We start from the raw sequence: 16,816 nt of genomic DNA on the forward strand, positions 1-16,816 counted from the left end.
CCCCCCCCCCCCCCCCCCCCCCCGACCCACCCACCGCACCGACAGCGCGACGCACGCCACCACCGCACCCGCACAGGCCGCCGCAGGCACCCGCTCCGCCACCACCCACCCCGCACAGGCTGCCGCAGGCACCCGCTGCGCCACCCACCGAACCCGCACAGGCCGCCGCAGGCACCCCGCACACGACCCGAGCCGCCAGGCCCTCAAGGCCACAGCAACCGGCGGGTCCACCCCCGCCCCGTGCGGCGGCGACGGTACTGGAGGCGGACGTGGCGTCTACCGGCGTCGCCCTGGAAGAACTCCGCCTCCTCCGGGGCCAGGCGGTACAGCGTCCACGTCGGCGCCGGAGCCCCCGGTTCCCGGCTCGCCCGGTCCCACGCCGCCCGCGACGCCTCCTCCAGCGCCTCGACCGAGTCCAGAACCTCGCTCTGCCGACCGGTCAGAGCAGCGGCCAACGCCCCCGTCGACCGGGCGTGCAGATCGGCCTGCGACTCCTCGGCACCGGCGACGGCGACCGGCCCCCGCAGGCGTACCTGCCTGCCCAGCACCGGCCAGTAGAAGGACAGCGCCGCGTACGGACGCGCCGCCAGCTGCCGGCCCTTGCGGCTCGTGGCATGCGTCGCGAAGGACCAGCCGTCGGCATCCGCGCCGTGCAGCATCACGATCCGCACGTCCGGCAGGCCCTCCGCGTCCGCCGTCGCCAGCGACATGGTGTGCGGCTCCGGCTGCCCGGCCGCCACCGCCGCCGCGAACCACTGTGTGAACAGGGGCAGCGGCTCACCGGGCGCGCTGTCCGGGTCGAAGGCCGGCAGCTCGGTGACCTCGGGGTCCCACACCCGCAGCGACCTCAGCAGCTCGTGAAGATCCGTTCCCATGCCCCGATTGTCGCGGTCCCGGCGGCACCCGGCGTGCGCCCCCGCTCAGACCGACCCCAGGTCGGACGACACCCAGCGCTCCGGCCGCATCCGCACGACGACCTGCTCGCCGTGGTTCTGCCAGGCGAAGTCGACGTAGCCGTCGACCTTGTCGGCCGGGAGGTAGCGGGCCGAGATCTCCCGCAACTGCTCGACGGTGGCGGGCACGGTGTCGACGACGGGCCCCTCCACCGACACGTACCGGATGCTGGGTTCGAGCCGGTCGACCAACAGGCTGAACCGCCCCGCCGCCTTGATCAGCTCGTACTTGCGGGACTCCAGCCCGGTCATGATCCACACCTCGCCGCCCGGCGCGTACTGGTACCAGATCGGCACGGTGAGCGGGGCGCGGTCCGGCCCGGCGTCCACGGCGAGGGCGGCGACGTGCGGCTCGGCCAGGAACAGTTCACGCTCTTCGCGGGTCAGTGCCATGCGGGACTCCTCCGACGCTTGGGTGTCTGCCCCCAACCCAACGACACCCGGCACAGAGCTGTTCCCCACCCCCTACAACGTCCCCAGCCGCTGCACCAGCAGCACCGCCCCGACCCCCAGCATCGCCGCACCGGACGTCCGCGTGACCGCGCGGGCCGCGGCGGGACGCGCACCCAGTACGGCGCGGGCCGTGACGCCGACCGTGAGGTAGACGGCCGCGCAGCACGCCATGTGCAGCAGCCCGAGGACGGCGGTCTGGCCGGCGACGGGCAGCCGCGTACCACCCGGCGCCCCCTCGGCCGTGAGGAACTGCGGCAGCACGGAGAGGTAGAGCAGCAGCCCCTTGGGGTTGAGCCCGCTGATCGTGGCGCCCCGCAGAAAGACCCGCCGCCCGGAGGCCGGGGACTCCGCGGCCCCGCCCGCCCCCGGCACCCCCGGCCGCCGCAGCACGCCCCACCCCAGCCACACCAGATACGCCGCCCCCGCCACGGTCAGCCCGGTCAGCAGCGCGGGGGAGCCGGCCACCAGGACGGCGAGCCCCGCCGCGGCCAGCAGCGTGTGCAGGGCGTATCCGGCGACCAGGCCGCCCACCGCCCAGCCCACCGCGCGGTCGCGCAGCCCGGCGGAGACGGCGTACGCCCAGTCCGCGCCCGGCACGCACACCAGCAGCAGGTCGAGGGCGAGGAAGGAAATCAGCGTTCCGGAGTCCATGGGGGCGACATTAGGCACAATTGGCCCGAAGGTGTTCCTGAAGTTTGCGCGATCAGCCCGCATCCGAGGGAAGATCTTCCGCATGGACGACGTGGACCGGAAGATTCTTGCCGAGCTCCAGCAGGGCGGCCGGCTGACCGTGACCGAGCTGGCGGCACGGGTGCGGCTGAGCGTCTCGCCGTGTCACCGGCGGCTGCGGGAGCTGGAGCGGTCGGGGGCGATCAGCGGCTACCGGGCGGTGGTGGACCCGGCCGCCGTGGGGCTGACCTTCGAGGCGCTGGTCTTCGTCTCCATGCGGCAGGAGGACCGCGAGACCGTCGCCGGGTTCGAGCGGGCGGTCGGCGAGGTCCCGGAGGTGGTGGAGGCGCAGCGGCTGTTCGGGGAGCCGGACTATCTGCTGCGGGTCGTCGCGGCCGACCTCGCCGCCTACCAGCGGCTCTACGACGAGCGGCTCGCCACCCTGCCGGGCGTGCAGCGCCTGACGTCCACGCTCGTGATGAAGCACGTGGTGCGGGACCGCCCCCTGCCCGCGTGACCGACGGCCCCGGAGAACGCAACAGGCGGCGGTCCACTCGGGTGAACCACCGCCTGCCTGACAGGACTTGAGGCGTCGGACGGGCCGCGTCGGCCGTGAGGGGGGTCGCTCGGCTACTTCGTGGGCTTCTTCCCGGTGATGCCGAGGTGCACCAACAGCGCCACGTTCGGCTTGAGTTCAGCCTGCTTGACGCCCCACGTCTGGAAGCCCTTCTGGTGCGAGGCCACGGCCGCGAGCATCGCGACCAGCGAACCGGCGACGGCCGCCGGGTTCACGTCCTTGTCGACCTTGCCCTTGGACTGCAACTCGGCGACGGAGGCGGCCAGGGAGCTGTTCACCGAGTTCAGGATCTTCATGCGGAGTTTGTAGAAGCGCTTGTCGCCCTCGGCGGCCCCGAGGTCGACAACCCGCAGGATCGCATCGTTTCTGCGCCAGAACTCCAGGAAGCCGTCCACGAGTTCCTGCGCCGTCTGCCAGCCCGCCTTGCCGACCCAGGAGCGGCCCGCGACGAGCCCGGCCAAGTCGGCGCTCTCGGCGGCCATTTGCTCGGCGATCTCCAGGACGGCGCCTTCGACGTCCGGAAAGTACTGGTAGAAGGTCGCGGGCGAAGTGCCTGCCTTGCGGGCGACATCGATGACTTTGACGTCGCGGTACGGGGAGGAGCTGAGCATCTCGCTGAGGCAGTCGAGCAGCTTCTGCCGGGTCGCCTGCCCACGCCGGCCGGCCACCCGGCCGTCGACGGTACGCACTTGTCCTGTCATGCCGTCAGCTTACCGAGGGGGGGTGGGAGCGCGATTTGGCCGACTGCAAATGGGGTGCACGGGGGTCTGGAGGCCGGTGTGCCTGGTCTGCGCGTTGCGTGCACGGCCGTTACGTTGGCGACATGGCCGAAAACAGCGCATCCGCGTTCGGGGAGGGCGTCCCCTGCTGGGTCGACGCGCAGCTCCCCGACATCGAGGCGGGCAAGCGTTTCTACGGTGGGCTTTTCGGGTGGACCTTCCGGGCGGCGCACGGCTCCTCCGTGTGGGCCCTGCGGGAGGGCGAGCCCGTCGCCGCGCTCGCCCCCAAGACGGACGGCCGGATGCCCACCGTCTGGACGGTGTACTTCGCGACGCCGGACGCCGAGGCGTTCGTGCGGCGCGTCCGGGCGGCCGGCGGGCAGCTCGTGACCGCGCCGACGCGGGTCGCCGACCTGGGCTCCTTCGCCCTGGTCACGGACGCCGAGGGTGCCGTCTTCGGCCTGTGGGAGGCCGACGCTCACGAGGGCTTCGGGCGGCGGCACGAGCCGGGCGGCTTCGCCTGGGCCCAGCTGTACACCCGGGACACCGGCGCGGCCAACGCCTTCTACGGCGACCTCTTCCACGAGGCGCTGTTCGGGCCGGACGCCGAGCCCGACGTCGGGCGCGCGCCCGTCTCCGACGTGTTCGCCGCCGAGATGCCGCCGCACTTCCTCGTCCACTTCGGCGTCGAGGACTGCGACGCGGCCCTCGACACCGTGCGGCGGCTCGGCGGCCGGGTGCAGGCGACGCCGTTCGACACGTCGTACGGCAGGGTCGCGGTCGTCACCGACGACCAGGGTGCCTCGTTCGCACTACTGCAACGCTGAGACGGGCGCCGGAGGGCGTTCGAAGGGGTGTTCGGCATCCGAGACGGCGTCCTGAGGGCGGCCTCGGGGCCTTGCGCGGGTCCCTCCCGGGCGTTCCGGCATCCGGGCGCGGCCTTCCGTACCAGGCCGGCGTGTGGTTTTGTCCGAAGACACCCCGATCCGCCCCCGGGTTCGCCACCAGCGCCCCGGCCAGGAAGAATCAGGGTGCGTGCCGCCACGGCGGTGCGGTGGTGAGACGCTGCACTGGGCCGCGACATATGGCGTTCATATGGCGGTGACGCGGCTCGTACGGGGAGGTGGCAGGCAAGTGGTGGAGCAGCTGACGCAGCACGATCCACGGCGGATCGGGCCGTTCGAGGTGCTGGGACGGCTCGGTGCCGGCGGAATGGGGCTGGTCTATCTCGCGCGCTCGGCGTCGGGCCGGCGCGTGGCGATCAAGACGGTCCGGACGGAGCTCGCCGAGGACCAGCTGTTCCGCGTCCGCTTCACGCGCGAGGTCGAGGCCGCGCGGGCGGTCTCCGGCTTCTACACGGCGGCCGTGGTGGACGCCGACCCGCGCGCCGCCGTGCCCTGGCTGGCCACCGCGTACGTCCCCGCGCCCTCCCTCGAAGAGATAGTGAATCAGTGCGGGCCGCTCCCGGCCCAGGCGGTGCGCTGGCTCGCGGCCGGCGTCGCCGAGGCGCTCCAGTCCATCCACGGCGCGGGCCTGGTGCACCGCGACCTGAAGCCCTCGAACGTCCTCGTCGTCGAGGACGGCCCCCGGGTGATCGACTTCGGTATCGCGTCCGGCGTCTCCAACACCCGCCTGACCATGACGAACGTCGCCGTCGGCACGCCCGCCTACATGTCGCCCGAGCAGGCCAAGGACTCCCGCAGCGTGACCGGCGCGAGCGACGTGTTCTCGCTGGGCTCCACGCTCGTCTTCGCGGCGACCGGGCACGCGCCCTTCCACGGCGCCAACCCGGTCGAGACGGTGTTCATGCTGCTCAGGGAGGGCCCCGACCTCGAAGGCCTGCCCGACGAGCTGCGTCCGCTCATCGAGTCCTGCATGCAGATGGAGGCCTCGGCGCGCCCCACCCCCGCCGACCTGCAGGCGCAGCTCGCCCCGCACCTGTTCGGTTCCGGCTCCGACGACAGCGGTACGGCGTCGGCGTGGCTGCCCGAGCTCGCGGTCAGCCTCATCGAGGCCCGCCGCAACGGCCGCCCGCCCGCCAAGGCGAACCAGGGCCCCGGCCGCAGCACCGGTGGCCGGCCGCCCGTACCGCCGCCGCCCCCGCACGACCCCGTCGTACCGCCGCGGCCGCCCGTGGCCGCGCCCGTCGGCGCCCCCGACACCGGGCCGGTCCGGCTGGCCGGCGTCGCGGTGCCCATCGGGCCCGGACCGCGCGTCGCCGACGTCCGCGCCGCCGCCGTCAAGGCGCCGCCGCCCCAGGCCGCGCTCGCCGCCTCCTGGACGAAGGCGCACCACGGCGTCAACGGCGCCGACCCCGCCGTCCCCGCCACCGCCGCGCCCCCGGCCCCGGCGACCGGACCCGACCAGCCCGGCGGCTGGCGCCCGTGGCGGTTCCGGATGTCCAACGACGTGTGGGGCACCCCGTCCGTCGCGGACGACCTCGTCTACGTCACCTCCTTCGAGGTGCACGCCCTCGACGTGGCGACCGGCCGGCGGCGCTTCAAGACGCGGGACGTCGCCTGGTCGATGGCGGTCGCGGACGGCCGGGTGCACGCCTCGGACGGGCCGACCCTCTTCGCCCTGGACGCCCGCGAGGGCACCGACCTGTGGCGGCTGCCGACGGACGCCTGGGTGTACTCCCTCAAGGCCGAACGCGGCACCGTCGTCACCGGCACCCGGGGCGGCGGCGTCCAGGCCTGGGAGGCCTCGGGCGGCCAGAAGCTCTGGGAGATCACCGGCGCCCAGACCGACTTCGAGTCCCCGGAGGCCGGCCCGGCCGTCCACGAGGGCACGGTGTACGTCTGGCAGGACGCCCGCCTGCGCGCCCTGGACGCCCGGACCGGCGACGAGCGCTGGTCGTACCCGATCGGCGACGCCGCGTCCTGCGGCGGCGTCCCGGTCCGCCTGACTCAGGCCCCGGACGGCTACGTCTACGTCTGCGCCGGTACGAGGGTCCTGGCGCTGGACGTGGCGAGCGGCCACGTCCGCTGGCACTTCGAGGCGCCGGCGGTGTTCCTGTCCCCGCCCGCGTTCGTGCCCGGCCCCGCGGTGACCGGCGGCGGCATCTACCTCGCGGACTACCTCGGCACCGTGTATGCCCTCGACGCCACCGACGGACGCGACCGCTGGCGCATCGCCACGGAGTCGCGGTCCTCGGTCGAGCCGGTGCTGGTGGCCGCGGGCCACGTCCACGTCGGCAGCGGCAAGGGCCTGTACACGCTCGACGCGGTCACGGGCACCCCGAAGTGGCGCTTCCAGGCGGGCGGCGACATCGTGGGCGCGCCCGCGGTCGCCGAGGGCCGCATCCACTTCGGCTCCACGGACCACCTGCTGTACACCTTGAAGGCCGACGACGGCCGGCTGCGCTGGAAGCTCGCGACCGGCGGCGAGATCACCGGCTCCCCGGTGGTGCGGGACGGCGTGGTGTACGCGTGCAGCAAGGACCGCTGCGTGTACGCGCTGGACGCGGAGAAGGGAACGGGAACGGCCCGCACGGCGTGAGGATTTCGCGTCTTGTTTCACGGCTTTGTCACCGCCCGCCCCGGGCGGCCTTTTCGCCGCATTCTCCCTGCTAGCGTGACGTGGCCATGCCGGGGGAGGCAGCCGACGCGCGCCCCCGGCCGCTCCAAAGGGCCATCACCACACGGGGGTTGAACAGATGAAGCTTCGCCATGTCCGCGCCGTCGCCATCGCCGTCGGCGTCGTCGTCGCCCTGACCGGCGCCCGCCACTCCGGCGGGGGAGGGTGCAGCGGCTCGGACTCCAGCAGCTCGTCCTCGTCCACCTCGGGCGGCTCGTCCGGCGGCCACTACGACGACGATGACGACGTGGACGTCGACGTGCCGGACGTCGACACCGGCGTCTCCTCGGGCGGCGCGTCGAGCGACGCCACCTCGGGCAGCGGCTCCGCCGCCGAGGCCGCGAGCGACCTGGAGATCGACAACTGCGCGTACGAGGAGGCCCGGGGCCTGGTCGCCCGGGTGACCGCGACCAACTCCGACCCCACGACGCCGTACTCGTACGACTTCACGGTCGTCTTCAAGGACCCGAGCGGCGCGACGATCAAGTCGACGACCGACTCGATCGCGTACGTCCCGGCCGCGGAGTCGAGGACCCAGGACGTGGCGACCCCGTACGTCCCCAGCGGCACGGACGCCACCGACGGGACCTGCGAGATCACGGACGCCACCAAGACGGCGGTGTAGCACCGGAGTCCGGGCCGCCGCCCCCCGGACACACGTCGGCCGCGGCAGCTCCCCCTGAGACTGCCGCGGCCGGTTCCCCCGTGGTGTGGGTCAGCTGGGGCGCTCGGTCGTCGCGTGGGCGTCGAGCGTGGTGAGTTCCTCGCCCGTCGCGTGGGCGTCGGTCGGCTTGAGGTCCGCGTCGGTGGCGTGGGCGTCGGTCGGCTTGAGGTCCGCATCGGTGGCGTGCGCGTCGGTCGGCTTGAGCTCGTTGTCGGCCATGACGGTCAACTCCCTGAAGTCTGTAGGTCTGAACGAAACCGTCCGGCGACTCCCCCGAGGGCCGCCGGACGGGTCCGTAAGGCCGTTCACCTTAACGGTGAGGCCGATACCGAGCCGCCTGCCCCCCGACGCGGCGGTTCGGTATCCATGAGAGTGCCGGTCGGCGATAAACGAATGATGAACGAACGCGCGCGGGCGCCGGGTCAGGCGACCGCCGCCGGATCGAGCAGCGAGCGCACCTCTGCCGCCTCCGGGGAGCCCAGCGTCTCGAACACCGCCAGCGCCTCCTGCCAGCAGACGTGGGCCCGGTCGGTGTGCCCGATGGCGCTGAGCGCGCGGCCGAGCACCGTGAGGACGTTCGCGCGCCGCCAGTCCCCGCCGATGCCGCGCAGCGTGACCAGTGCCTGCTCGGCCTGCGAGGCCGCCGCGGCCGGCTGCTGGTCCGTCAGATGCAGCTCGGCCAGCCGGAACAGCGTCATCCCGTGCCAGAGCAACTGCCTGCTGTTGCGGAAGACTTCCAGCGCGTCGAGCAGCGCGGACCGCGCCTCGGCGGTCCGGCCGGCGCTGGTCAGGGCCATGCCGAGGGCGTACTTGCCGTTCGCCAGCCGCAGGGCCTGCCCGGTGGCGTCCCGCTCGTAGATCTCGACGCCGGTCCGCGCGAGGTCCACGGCGCTGTCCGTGCGGCCGGTGGCCAGGTGGACCCGGGACAGGTTGCACAGGGCCGCGGCGGCCCCCGGCTGGTTGCCGTCGGCGCGGAACGCCTCCAGGGCCTGCCCGAAGTGCGCTTCGGCGTCGCCGTGCCGCCCCTCGTACAGGGCGATGATGCCCCGCTGGTTGGGTGCCTGGCCGCAGGCGACCGGGTCCCCGGAGGACAGGCCGAGTTCGAGGGCCCTGCTGCCCTCCTCCTCCGCCTCGGCGAAGCGTCCGGACACGCTGTGCACGTGGGTGAGCATCGTGCGGGCCCTGCCCTCGGCCCAGCAGTCGCCGACGGCCCGGGCGGCGTCGCTGACGGCCGCGGCGGCCTGCGTGAACTGCAGGGAGTTCGCGCCCGACTCGCCCAGGTCCACCGCCGCCATGAGCAGGTCGGCGGCCTTGCGCTGCATGCCGGCCGCCGCCGCCTGCCGCGCGCAGGCGAGCAGGCACACCGACTCGCTGAACAGCCACTCCAGCGCGCGGTCCCGGTCGGGGAAGGTCAGGCCGGGCTGCTGCGTGGCCGCGAAGTGCGCGAGGACGCGCTCCCCGGGCCGCTCGATGGCGTACACCCCGGCCGCCGTCGCCAGATAGAAGTCCAGCAGCCGCGACATCGCCGCGGCCCGCTCGCTCGGGGGCTCCTCGTCGCGTTCCGCGCAGGCACGCGCGTAGAGGCGGACCAGATCGTGGAAGCGGTAGCGGCCGGGGGCCGCCGATTCCAGGAGGGAGGTGTCGACCAGGGACTCCAGGAGGTCTTCGGTGTCCTCGGCCGGCAGGTCGAGGACCGCCGCTGCCGCCGCCACGGAGATGTCGGGGCCGTCGGCCAGGCCGAGCAGGCGGAACGCGCGGGCCTGGGCGGGCTCCAGCTGGCCGTAGCCGAGTTCGAAGGTGGCCTTGACGGCCAGGTCGCCGGCCTGGAGTTCGTCGAGGCGGCGGCGTTCGTCGGCGAGCTTGGAGGCCAGGACCGACACCGTCCAGGTGCGGCGGGCGGCGAGGCGGGACGCCGCGATGCGGATGGCGAGGGGCAGGAAGCCGCAGGCCGCGACGACGTCCAGGGCGGCCTCCCGCTCCGACGCCACCCTCTCCTCGCCGACGATCTTCGTGAACAGGGCCAGCGCCTCTTCCGGCGACATCACGTCCAGGTCGATGAGGTGGGCGCCGGCGAGGTCGACCATGCGGACCCGGGACGTGATGAGGGCGGCGCAGCCCTCGGTGCCCGGCAGCAGGGGCCGCACCTGGGCCGCGTCGCGGGCGTTGTCCAGCAGGACCAGGACGCGGCGGCCGTCGAGGACGGAGCGGTACAGGGCGGCGCGTTCCGCCAGGGAGTCCGGGATGGCCGAGTCGGCCGTGCCGAGGGCGCGGAGGAAGGAGCCGAGGACCGTTTCCGGTTCGGCCGAGCGCGAGCCCGCGCCCTGCAGGTCGACGTACAGCTGACCGTCGGGGAACGCCGCGCGTGCCTGGTGGGCGACGTGCACCGCCAGGGTCGTCTTGCCGACGCCGCCGATGCCGGCGAGGGCGGACACCGCCATGACGCGGCCCTCCGCCGACGCCAGGACGTCGCTCAGTTCCGTCACGAAGGGCGCGCGTCCCGTGAAGTCCGGGACGGTCGCGGGCAGTTGAGCGGGCCGGACCGGCGCCGTCGCCGGTTCCGCCACCGGGGCGGACGGCTCGGCCAGGCCGGGGTCCGCCTGGAGGATGCGCTGCTGGAGGTCCTGGAGGCCGGGGCGCGGGTCGACGCCGAGTTCGTCGGCCAGCAGGCGGCGCGTGTCGGCGTAGACGGCCAGCGCCTCCGCCTGCCGGCCGCTGCGGTACAGGGCCAGCATCAGCAGCTCGCGCAGGCGCTCGCGCAGGGGGTGGGCCGCCGTCAGGGCCGTCAGCTCCGAGACGGCCTCGGCGTGGCAGCCCTGCTCCAGGTCCATGTCCAGCCGGGTTTCGAGGAGTTGGAGGCGCCACTCCTCCAGGCGCACGCGCTGCGCCTCCGCGTACGGGCCCGGCAGGCCCGCCAGGGTCTCCCCGTCCCACAGGGCCAGGGCCCGCCCCAGCACCTCACGGGCACGGCACAGGTCCCCGGCGCCGCGCGCCTTCTCCGCCTCGGCCGCGAGGTCCTGCGCCACCGCCAGGTCCAGCGTGCCGTCCCGCAGGCCGCGCACCGCGTACCCGCCGGACTCGCTGACCAGCATTCCGGCGCCCAGCACCTTGCGCAGCCGGGAGGCGTACGTCCGTACCGCCGCCAGTGCCTGCGACGGCGGTTCCTCGCCCCACAGGGCGTCGATCAGTTCCCCGGCGGTCGCCGTGCGGCCCTCGCGCAGCAGCAGCGCGGCCAGCAGGGCGCGTTGCTGCGGGGAGCCGGTGCTCAGCGGCTCGTCGCCGCGCCAGGCGCGCACCGGGCCGAGCACACCGAAGCGCAGCGCCGTCGGCTCCTCCGAGCCGGTACGCCTCTGCTCCGGCACACGCGGTACACCCATCGCCGTCCCCCTAGCCATGCTGAGCAACGAAGTCAGTTTGCCTTGTTCATGCCGACCACGTCAGCTTCGCGAGATACCGATCACAGCCTGTGGTATCGGGTGACACAAGGCCCTCACACTCTCTCCGCAGACGCGATAGTGTCGACGCCGTGACTGCCGGGTCGGCCATGGGCCACGCACGAGTGAGGCGCCCGGCCCCGGCGTGATCCCGGGGCGTGCCAGAGCGCCACCTTCTTTTCCCGCCTCCGCTGTCCACCGACGGGCGAAGTGAAAAGGAAAGGGAGCAACGCCCACCCATGTCGCAGCACGCACAGCAGCAGCCCGAGCAGCCCGATCAGCGCGAGCAGGCCGCACAGTCCGGTCGGCCCGAGCAGGCCGCACAGTCCACGACATCCCTCCCCGTCCGGCTCGACCACACCGTGGTGTACGCCCGCGACCGCCGGCTCTCCGCGGAATTCCTCGCCACCGTCCTCGGGCTGGAGGTCGGTGCGCCCTTCGGGCCCTTCCTGCCGGTCGACCTCGGCAACGGCGTCACGCTCGACTACTACGAGAAGCGCGACGAGCCGATCCAGAGCCAGCACTACGCGTTCCTCGTCCCCGACGAGGAGTTCGACGGGATGATCGCCCGGCTCGACGCGCTCGGGGTCACCCACTACGCGGACCCGGGCCACACCGAACCGGGCCGGATCAACCGGCTGTTCGGCGGTCGCGGGGCCTACTTCGACGACCCCGACGGTCACAACATGGAGATCATGACCCGGCCCTACGCCAGGCCCTGACGAGCCGCCGTTCACGGCCCGGGAAGACCGGGTCCGTGAACGCGGCGGACGCGCCCGGCAGCGGACCGGCCACCGCCTCGTGCCGCAACTCCGCCCGCCCGTACGCCGCGTAGGACGCCGTCGTGTGCCACTCGGCCGTCCCGTCGCCGGACACCGACCCGGCCGGCGGCGGGACCCGCCGGGTGTACCGACCGGTCGGTATGGACAGGGTGTGGCGGACCGGGTACAGATGGGGCATGCGTATCGCCGTCACCGTCTTTCTCACCGACGAGACGATCACCCCGGTCCGGCTCGCCCGTGAGCTGGAGCAGCGCGGGTTCGCCGGGCTGTACCTGCCCGAGCACACCCACAGCCCCGTCGAGCGCGCGACGCCGTACCCGGCGGGCGGCGAGCTGCCCCGCGAGTACGGCCGCACCCTCGATCCGTTCGTCGCGCTCGGGCAGGCGGCGGCCGTCACCGAGCGCCTCGGGCTCGGCACCGGCATCACCCTCGTCGCCCAGCACGACCCGATCGACCTCGCCAAGCAGATCGCGACCGTCGACCACCTGTCCGGCGGGCGCCTCACGCTCGGCCTGGGCTTCGGCTGGAACGTGGAGGAGGCCGACGACCACGGCATCGAGTGGCGCACCCGGCGCGAGCTCGTCCGGGACCGGATGGCGCTGATGCGGGCCCTGTGGGCGCCCGAACCCACGGCGTACGACGGCGAGTTCGGCAGGGTGCGGGCCAGCCACGCGTACCCCAAGCCGGTGCAGGCGCCCCGCGGGCCCGTCACCGGGCCGCGCACGCTGATCGGCGGGGCGGCAGGGCCGAAGCTGTTCGCGCACATCAGCGAGTACGCCGACGGGTGGCTGCCCATCGGCGGGCGCGGCCTGACCGAGTCGCTGCCCCGGCTGCGCGCCGTGTGGGCCGACGCGGGCCGCGACCCGGACGCCCTCCAGGTCGTGCCGTACGCCGTGCACCCCAGCGCGGGCAAGCTCGCGCACTTCGCCTCCCTCGGCATCGAGGAGGTCGTGGTGCAACTGCCGCCGGCGGGGGAGGCCGAGGTGCTGAAGGCGCTGGACGCCTGCGCCGCCCATCTCTGACCTGATCAGCCCGAACGTATGCTCAAAGAATGACGACTTCCGCGACCTCCGGAACCGGCCCCACCGAGAACTCCCTGCGTCGCGCCCTCAAACGTGCCCGGGACGGCGTCGCCCTCGACGTCTCGGAGGCGGCGGTGCTGCTCCAGGCCCGCGGCGAGCACCTCGTCGACCTCGCCGCCTCCGCCGCCCGGGTGCGGGACGCGGGGCTGGAGGCGGCCGGCCGGCCCGGCGTGATCACGTATTCCAAGAGCGTCTTCATCCCCCTGACCCGGCTGTGCCGCGACACGTGCCACTACTGCACGTTCGTCACCGTCCCCGGCAAGCTGCGCCGCGCCGGCCACGGGATGTTCATGTCGCCGGACGAGGTCCTGGACATCGCGCGCAAGGGCGCCGCCCTCGGCTGCAAGGAAGCCCTCATCACCCTCGGCGACAAGCCCGAGGACCGCTGGCCGGAGGCGCGCGAGTGGCTCGACGCGCACGGCTACGACGACACCATCGCCTACGTCCGCGCGATCTCCATCCGCGTCCTGGAGGAGACCGGACTGCTCCCGCACCTCAACCCGGGCGTCCTGACCTGGACCGACTTCCAGCGCCTGAAGCCCGTCGCGCCCTCCATGGGCATGATGCTGGAGACCACCGCGACCCGCCTGTGGTCCGAGCCGGGCGGCCCGCACCACGGCTCCCCGGACAAGGAACCCGCCGTACGGCTGCGGGTCCTTCAGGACGCCGGCCGCTCGTCCGTGCCGTTCACCAGCGGCCTGCTCATCGGCATCGGCGAGACGTACGAGGAGCGCGCCGAGTCGCTGTTCGCGCTGCGCAAGGTCGCCCGCGCCCACCACGGCATCCAGGAACTGATCATCCAGAACTTCCGCGCCAAGCCGGACACCGCGATGCGCGGCATGCCCGACGCGGAACTCGACGAACTGGTCGCCACGGTCGCCGTCGCCCGGCACATCATGGGCCCCTCCGCCTGCCTCCAGGCCCCGCCGAACCTGGTCGACGACGAGTACGAGCGGCTGATCGGCGCCGGCATCGACGACTGGGGCGGGGTCTCCCCGCTCACCATCGACCACGTCAACCCCGAGCGTCCCTGGCCGCGGATCGAGGAACTGGCCGAGAAGTCCCGGGCGGCCGGCTTCGCGCTGCGGGAACGCCTCTGCGTGTACCCGGAGTTCGTGCGCCGCGGCGAGCCCTGGCTGGACCCGCGGCTGCGCCCGCACGTCGCGGCACTCGCCGATCCGGAGACCGGTCTGGCCCGCGAGGACGCCGTCGTGGAGGGCCACCCGTGGCAGGAGCCCGACGAGGCGTTCCGGTCGTCCGGCCGCACCGACCTGCACACCGCCATCGACACCGAGGGCCGCACCTTTGACCGGCGCGCCGACTTCGACGAGGTGTACGGCGACTGGGACGCGCTGCGCGAGGCGGCCGTCCCCGGCATGGCGCCCGAGCGCATCGACACCGACGTGCGCCAGGCCCTGGCGACCGCGGCCGACGACCCGACGAGGCTGACCGACGCCGAGGCCCTCGCGCTGCTGCACGCCGACGGTCCCGCGCTGGACGCCCTGTGCCGGATCGCGGACGACGTGCGCAGGGCGGCCGTCGGCGACGACGTGACGTACATCGTCACGCGGAACATCAACTTCACCAACGTCTGCTACACCGGCTGCCGGTTCTGCGCCTTCGCCCAGCGCCGCACCGACGCCGACGCCTACACGCTGTCCCTCACGCAGGTCGCGGACCGGGCCCAGCAGGCGTGGGAGGTCGGCGCGGTCGAGGTGTGCATGCAGGGCGGCATCCACCCGGACCTGCCGGGCACCGCGTACTTCGACATCGCGCGGGCGGTGAAGGAGCGCGTGCCGGGCATGCACGTGCACGCCTTCTCGCCGATGGAGGTCGTCAACGGCGCCTCCAGGACGGGCCTTTCGATCCGCGAGTGGCTGACGGCCGCCAGGGAGGCCGGGCTGGACTCGATCCCGGGCACGGCGGCGGAGATCCTCGACGACGAGGTCCGCTGGATCCTCACCAAGGGCAAGCTGCCCGCGGCCACCTGGACCGAGGTGATCACGACCGCGCACGAACTGGGCATCCGCTCCAGCTCGACCATGATGTACGGCCACGTGGACCAGCCCCGGCACTGGCTCGGCCACCTGCGCACGCTGGCCCGCATCCAGCAACGGACCGGCGGGTTCACGGAGTTCGTGACGCTGCCGTTCATCCACACCAACGCGCCCGTGTACCTGGCGGGCATCGCGCGCCCCGGCCCGACGGTCCGGGACAACCGCGCGGTGACGGCGATGGCGCGCCTGCTGCTGCACCCGCACATCCCCAACATCCAGACCAGCTGGGTCAAGCTCGGCACCGAGGGCGCGGCCGAGATGCTCCGCTCGGGCGCCAACGACCTCGGCGGCACCCTGATGGAGGAGACGATCTCCCGCATGGCGGGCTCGTCGTACGGCTCGTACAAGTCGGTGCGGGACCTCGTCGCCGTCGCGGCGGCGGCCGGCCGCCCGGCCAGGCCGCGGACCACGCTGTACGGGGAGGTCCCGGAGGAGCGCCGACGGGCGGCGGCCGCCTCGGACGGACACCTTCCGGAACTGTTGCCGGTACTGGACTGAGGTCGCGGGCGCGGACCGGCGGCCGGGGCCGTCGCAGTACGATGATCGGGCCCTGACATACGGGGTTCCGTAGCTGAGGAGATGCGTGCCCGTGCCTGCCCGACTTCCCTCATGGGCCTGGGTCAGCGGTCTGACCGTGGGGGCGATCGCGGCGGTGGCCGTCCTGACCGTGCAGGCGAACCAGGGCCCGCGGCCCGCCGCCACGGACGCCCGGCCGAGCGCGTCGGCGTCGGCGAGCCCCAGGCCGGAACCCGAGGCGACCCGGCCCGCGCGGGTGCCGGACGGCTCCGGCACCGGACGGCGCATCGTCTACTCGCTCGGGCAGCAGCGGGTGTGGCTGGTCGACGCGAGCGAGGCGACCCGGCGCACCTTCCGGGTCTGGCCGGGCACGGTCAGCCCCGACCCGGGCACGTACACGGTCACCACCCGGCGGGAGGCCACGACCGGCTCCGACGGCGTCAACATCGAGAACATCGTGTACTTCGCCGCCAAGTCCGGCCTGTCGATCGCCTTCTCCAACGCGGTCGACGGTTCCTCGCCGCCGCCCGCCGAGGGCACGGACACGGGCGGCATCCGGCTGCGCACGGCGGACGGCTCGGCGCTGTGGGCGTTCGGCACGACCGGGACGACGGTCGCGGTCGTCAAGTAGCGTCGCCCTGCCCGGAGCGCCCCGCCGTCGGCAGGTGGACGGTGACCAGCACGACGCCGCTGAGCAGGAACACCCGGGTCGCCGCGTCCAGCCCGTTCCAGTCCTCCGACTGCCACATCGCGAACCACTCCCCGCCGATCGCGATGAACCCGGCGCCGAACAGCAGCATCACCATGAGCAGCCCGTACGTGGTGATGCGCCGGGCGCGCGGATGGTCGCGCCGCAGCCACAGCCAGGTCCCGGCGAGCAGCACGAGCGCGGCCACGGACTCCCACACGATGATCGCCACGTAGGCGGCGTCCTGGAGCCAGGTCGTGGTGATCGCCCGCCACATCAGGTCGTCGTCCTTGAAGGTGGTGTCCATCGCCAGCACATGCCGGACGAACTGCTGGTTGGTGCCGAAGTCGGTGATGTTCCCGACGGCGACGAGCGTCATGTAGAGGGCGACGGTGGCGGTGAGGAGCGTGGCGGCGAGCGCGAGGGCGCGTGAGGTGGTGGCCATGGGAGCTTCCTTCCCTGCTTGGCCCGGCGCGGCACGCGGGGAGCCGGACCGAGCGGCACGCGGAGTCGCAGGAGCACGCGGCGGCGCGGACAATCGTGGTGAACGGCGCGAACCGCGCGGCCCGACATGACTCCTGAACGGTGCATATAACCGACTGATTGTGTTCACTTCGGCCACATGCGGCATATCGATGCGGCCCCT

Annotated in this window: 15 protein-coding genes and 1 pseudogene; 8 read left to right on the top strand and 8 right to left on the bottom strand. The window is 73.5% G+C overall.

The window, feature by feature from the left end:
• Positions 1 to 203 precede the first annotated feature (203 nt).
• From QC282_RS25810 to QC282_RS25820, 3 genes are all read right to left on the bottom strand, one after another.
• Positions 204 to 875 (bottom strand): pyridoxal 5'-phosphate synthase, encoded by a 672-nt coding sequence (locus QC282_RS25810; RefSeq protein WP_279551954.1) that lies wholly within the window; start codon positions 873 to 875, stop codon positions 204 to 206.
• A gap of 45 nt (positions 876 to 920) precedes the next feature.
• Entirely contained in the window at positions 921 to 1,346 is a 426-nt protein-coding gene (locus tag QC282_RS25815; RefSeq protein WP_279551955.1) for a pyridoxamine 5'-phosphate oxidase family protein, read from the bottom strand.
• Positions 1,347 to 1,418: 72 nt separating this feature from the next.
• Positions 1,419 to 2,057: a LysE family translocator gene (locus QC282_RS25820; RefSeq protein WP_279551956.1), complete on the bottom strand. Its 639-nt coding sequence runs from the start codon at positions 2,055 to 2,057 to the stop codon at positions 1,419 to 1,421.
• 82 nt (positions 2,058 to 2,139) lie between these two features.
• Between QC282_RS25820 and QC282_RS25825 the strand changes: the two genes are divergently transcribed.
• Positions 2,140 to 2,592 (top strand): Lrp/AsnC family transcriptional regulator, encoded by a 453-nt coding sequence (locus QC282_RS25825; protein ID WP_279551957.1) that lies wholly within the window; start codon positions 2,140 to 2,142, stop codon positions 2,590 to 2,592.
• Positions 2,593 to 2,705: 113 nt separating this feature from the next.
• Here the strand turns inward: QC282_RS25825 and QC282_RS25830 are convergent, their stop codons facing one another.
• Positions 2,706 to 3,341 (bottom strand): TetR family transcriptional regulator, encoded by a 636-nt coding sequence (locus QC282_RS25830; protein WP_279552003.1) that lies wholly within the window; start codon positions 3,339 to 3,341, stop codon positions 2,706 to 2,708.
• 134 nt (positions 3,342 to 3,475) lie between these two features.
• Between QC282_RS25830 and QC282_RS25835 the strand changes: the two genes are divergently transcribed.
• From QC282_RS25835 to QC282_RS25845, 3 genes are all read left to right on the top strand, one after another.
• The gene (locus QC282_RS25835) at positions 3,476 to 4,198 is read left to right on the top strand and encodes a VOC family protein (RefSeq protein ID WP_279551958.1); all 723 of its coding nucleotides are present in this window, start codon (positions 3,476 to 3,478) and stop codon (positions 4,196 to 4,198) included.
• Positions 4,199 to 4,505: 307 nt separating this feature from the next.
• Positions 4,506 to 6,872: a PQQ-binding-like beta-propeller repeat protein gene (locus QC282_RS25840; protein WP_279551959.1), complete on the top strand. Its 2,367-nt coding sequence runs from the start codon at positions 4,506 to 4,508 to the stop codon at positions 6,870 to 6,872.
• 157 nt (positions 6,873 to 7,029) lie between these two features.
• A complete protein-coding gene (locus QC282_RS25845) occupies positions 7,030 to 7,575 on the top strand; it encodes a hypothetical protein (protein WP_279551960.1) in 546 nt (181 codons plus the stop codon).
• Positions 7,576 to 7,665: 90 nt separating this feature from the next.
• Here the strand turns inward: QC282_RS25845 and QC282_RS25850 are convergent, their stop codons facing one another.
• Together QC282_RS25850 and QC282_RS25855 are read right to left on the bottom strand one after the other, a co-directional pair.
• The gene (locus QC282_RS25850; protein WP_279551961.1) at positions 7,666 to 7,833 is read right to left on the bottom strand and encodes a hypothetical protein; all 168 of its coding nucleotides are present in this window, start codon (positions 7,831 to 7,833) and stop codon (positions 7,666 to 7,668) included.
• Between the two features lie 203 nt (positions 7,834 to 8,036).
• Positions 8,037 to 10,988 carry a BTAD domain-containing putative transcriptional regulator gene (locus QC282_RS25855; protein WP_279551962.1) on the bottom strand — a complete coding sequence of 984 codons (2,952 nt, stop codon included), beginning with the start codon at positions 10,986 to 10,988 and terminating at the stop codon, positions 8,037 to 8,039.
• Between the two features lie 296 nt (positions 10,989 to 11,284).
• Here QC282_RS25855 and QC282_RS25860 point away from each other — a divergent pair, with 296 nt between their 5' ends.
• The gene (locus tag QC282_RS25860) at positions 11,285 to 11,767 is read left to right on the top strand and encodes a VOC family protein (RefSeq protein ID WP_279551963.1); all 483 of its coding nucleotides are present in this window, start codon (positions 11,285 to 11,287) and stop codon (positions 11,765 to 11,767) included.
• On the opposite strand, the pseudogene QC282_RS25865 reads toward QC282_RS25860, so the two are convergent.
• Positions 11,739 to 11,921: pseudogene (locus tag QC282_RS25865) on the bottom strand (hypothetical protein); the annotation flags it as partial. The gene QC282_RS25860 and the pseudogene QC282_RS25865 overlap by 29 nt on opposite strands.
• Positions 11,922 to 12,003: 82 nt before the next feature.
• On the opposite strand from QC282_RS25865, the gene QC282_RS25870 reads away from it, so the two are divergent.
• The 3 genes from QC282_RS25870 to QC282_RS25880 all read left to right on the top strand — a co-directional run bounded on the left by QC282_RS25870 (position 12,004) and on the right by QC282_RS25880 (position 16,113).
• The gene (locus QC282_RS25870) at positions 12,004 to 12,849 is read left to right on the top strand and encodes a TIGR03619 family F420-dependent LLM class oxidoreductase (protein WP_279551964.1); all 846 of its coding nucleotides are present in this window, start codon (positions 12,004 to 12,006) and stop codon (positions 12,847 to 12,849) included.
• Between the two features lie 29 nt (positions 12,850 to 12,878).
• Positions 12,879 to 15,464, top strand: a complete 2,586-nt coding sequence (locus QC282_RS25875) for a bifunctional FO biosynthesis protein CofGH (protein ID WP_279551965.1) — start codon at positions 12,879 to 12,881, stop codon at positions 15,462 to 15,464.
• 85 nt (positions 15,465 to 15,549) lie between these two features.
• Positions 15,550 to 16,113 carry a hypothetical protein gene (locus QC282_RS25880; RefSeq protein WP_279551966.1) on the top strand — a complete coding sequence of 188 codons (564 nt, stop codon included), beginning with the start codon at positions 15,550 to 15,552 and terminating at the stop codon, positions 16,111 to 16,113.
• On the opposite strand, the gene QC282_RS25885 is transcribed toward QC282_RS25880, so the two are convergent.
• Positions 16,106 to 16,615: a DUF2165 domain-containing protein gene (locus QC282_RS25885; RefSeq protein ID WP_279551967.1), complete on the bottom strand. Its 510-nt coding sequence runs from the start codon at positions 16,613 to 16,615 to the stop codon at positions 16,106 to 16,108. The genes QC282_RS25880 and QC282_RS25885 overlap by 8 nt on opposite strands.
• Positions 16,616 to 16,816: the final 201 nt, after the last annotated feature.

The organism is Streptomyces sp. DH24, assembly GCF_029813775.1.
Taxonomy (GTDB): domain Bacteria; phylum Actinomycetota; class Actinomycetes; order Streptomycetales; family Streptomycetaceae; genus Streptomyces.

Coding starts and splice junctions, on each gene's coding strand:
- QC282_RS25810 (WP_279551954.1), bottom strand. CDS start 875: ATGGGAACGGATCTTCACGAGCTGCTGAGGTCGCTGCGGGTGTGGGAC.
- QC282_RS25815 (WP_279551955.1), bottom strand. CDS start 1,346: ATGGCACTGACCCGCGAAGAGCGTGAACTGTTCCTGGCCGAGCCGCAC.
- QC282_RS25820 (WP_279551956.1), bottom strand. CDS start 2,057: ATGGACTCCGGAACGCTGATTTCCTTCCTCGCCCTCGACCTGCTGCTG.
- QC282_RS25825 (WP_279551957.1), top strand. CDS start 2,140: ATGGACGACGTGGACCGGAAGATTCTTGCCGAGCTCCAGCAGGGCGGC.
- QC282_RS25835 (WP_279551958.1), top strand. CDS start 3,476: ATGGCCGAAAACAGCGCATCCGCGTTCGGGGAGGGCGTCCCCTGCTGG.
- QC282_RS25845 (WP_279551960.1), top strand. CDS start 7,030: ATGAAGCTTCGCCATGTCCGCGCCGTCGCCATCGCCGTCGGCGTCGTC.
- QC282_RS25850 (WP_279551961.1), bottom strand. CDS start 7,833: ATGGCCGACAACGAGCTCAAGCCGACCGACGCGCACGCCACCGATGCG.
- QC282_RS25855 (WP_279551962.1), bottom strand. CDS start 10,988: ATGGGTGTACCGCGTGTGCCGGAGCAGAGGCGTACCGGCTCGGAGGAG.
- QC282_RS25860 (WP_279551963.1), top strand. CDS start 11,285: ATGTCGCAGCACGCACAGCAGCAGCCCGAGCAGCCCGATCAGCGCGAG.
- QC282_RS25870 (WP_279551964.1), top strand. CDS start 12,004: ATGCGTATCGCCGTCACCGTCTTTCTCACCGACGAGACGATCACCCCG.
- QC282_RS25875 (WP_279551965.1), top strand. CDS start 12,879: ATGACGACTTCCGCGACCTCCGGAACCGGCCCCACCGAGAACTCCCTG.
- QC282_RS25885 (WP_279551967.1), bottom strand. CDS start 16,615: ATGGCCACCACCTCACGCGCCCTCGCGCTCGCCGCCACGCTCCTCACC.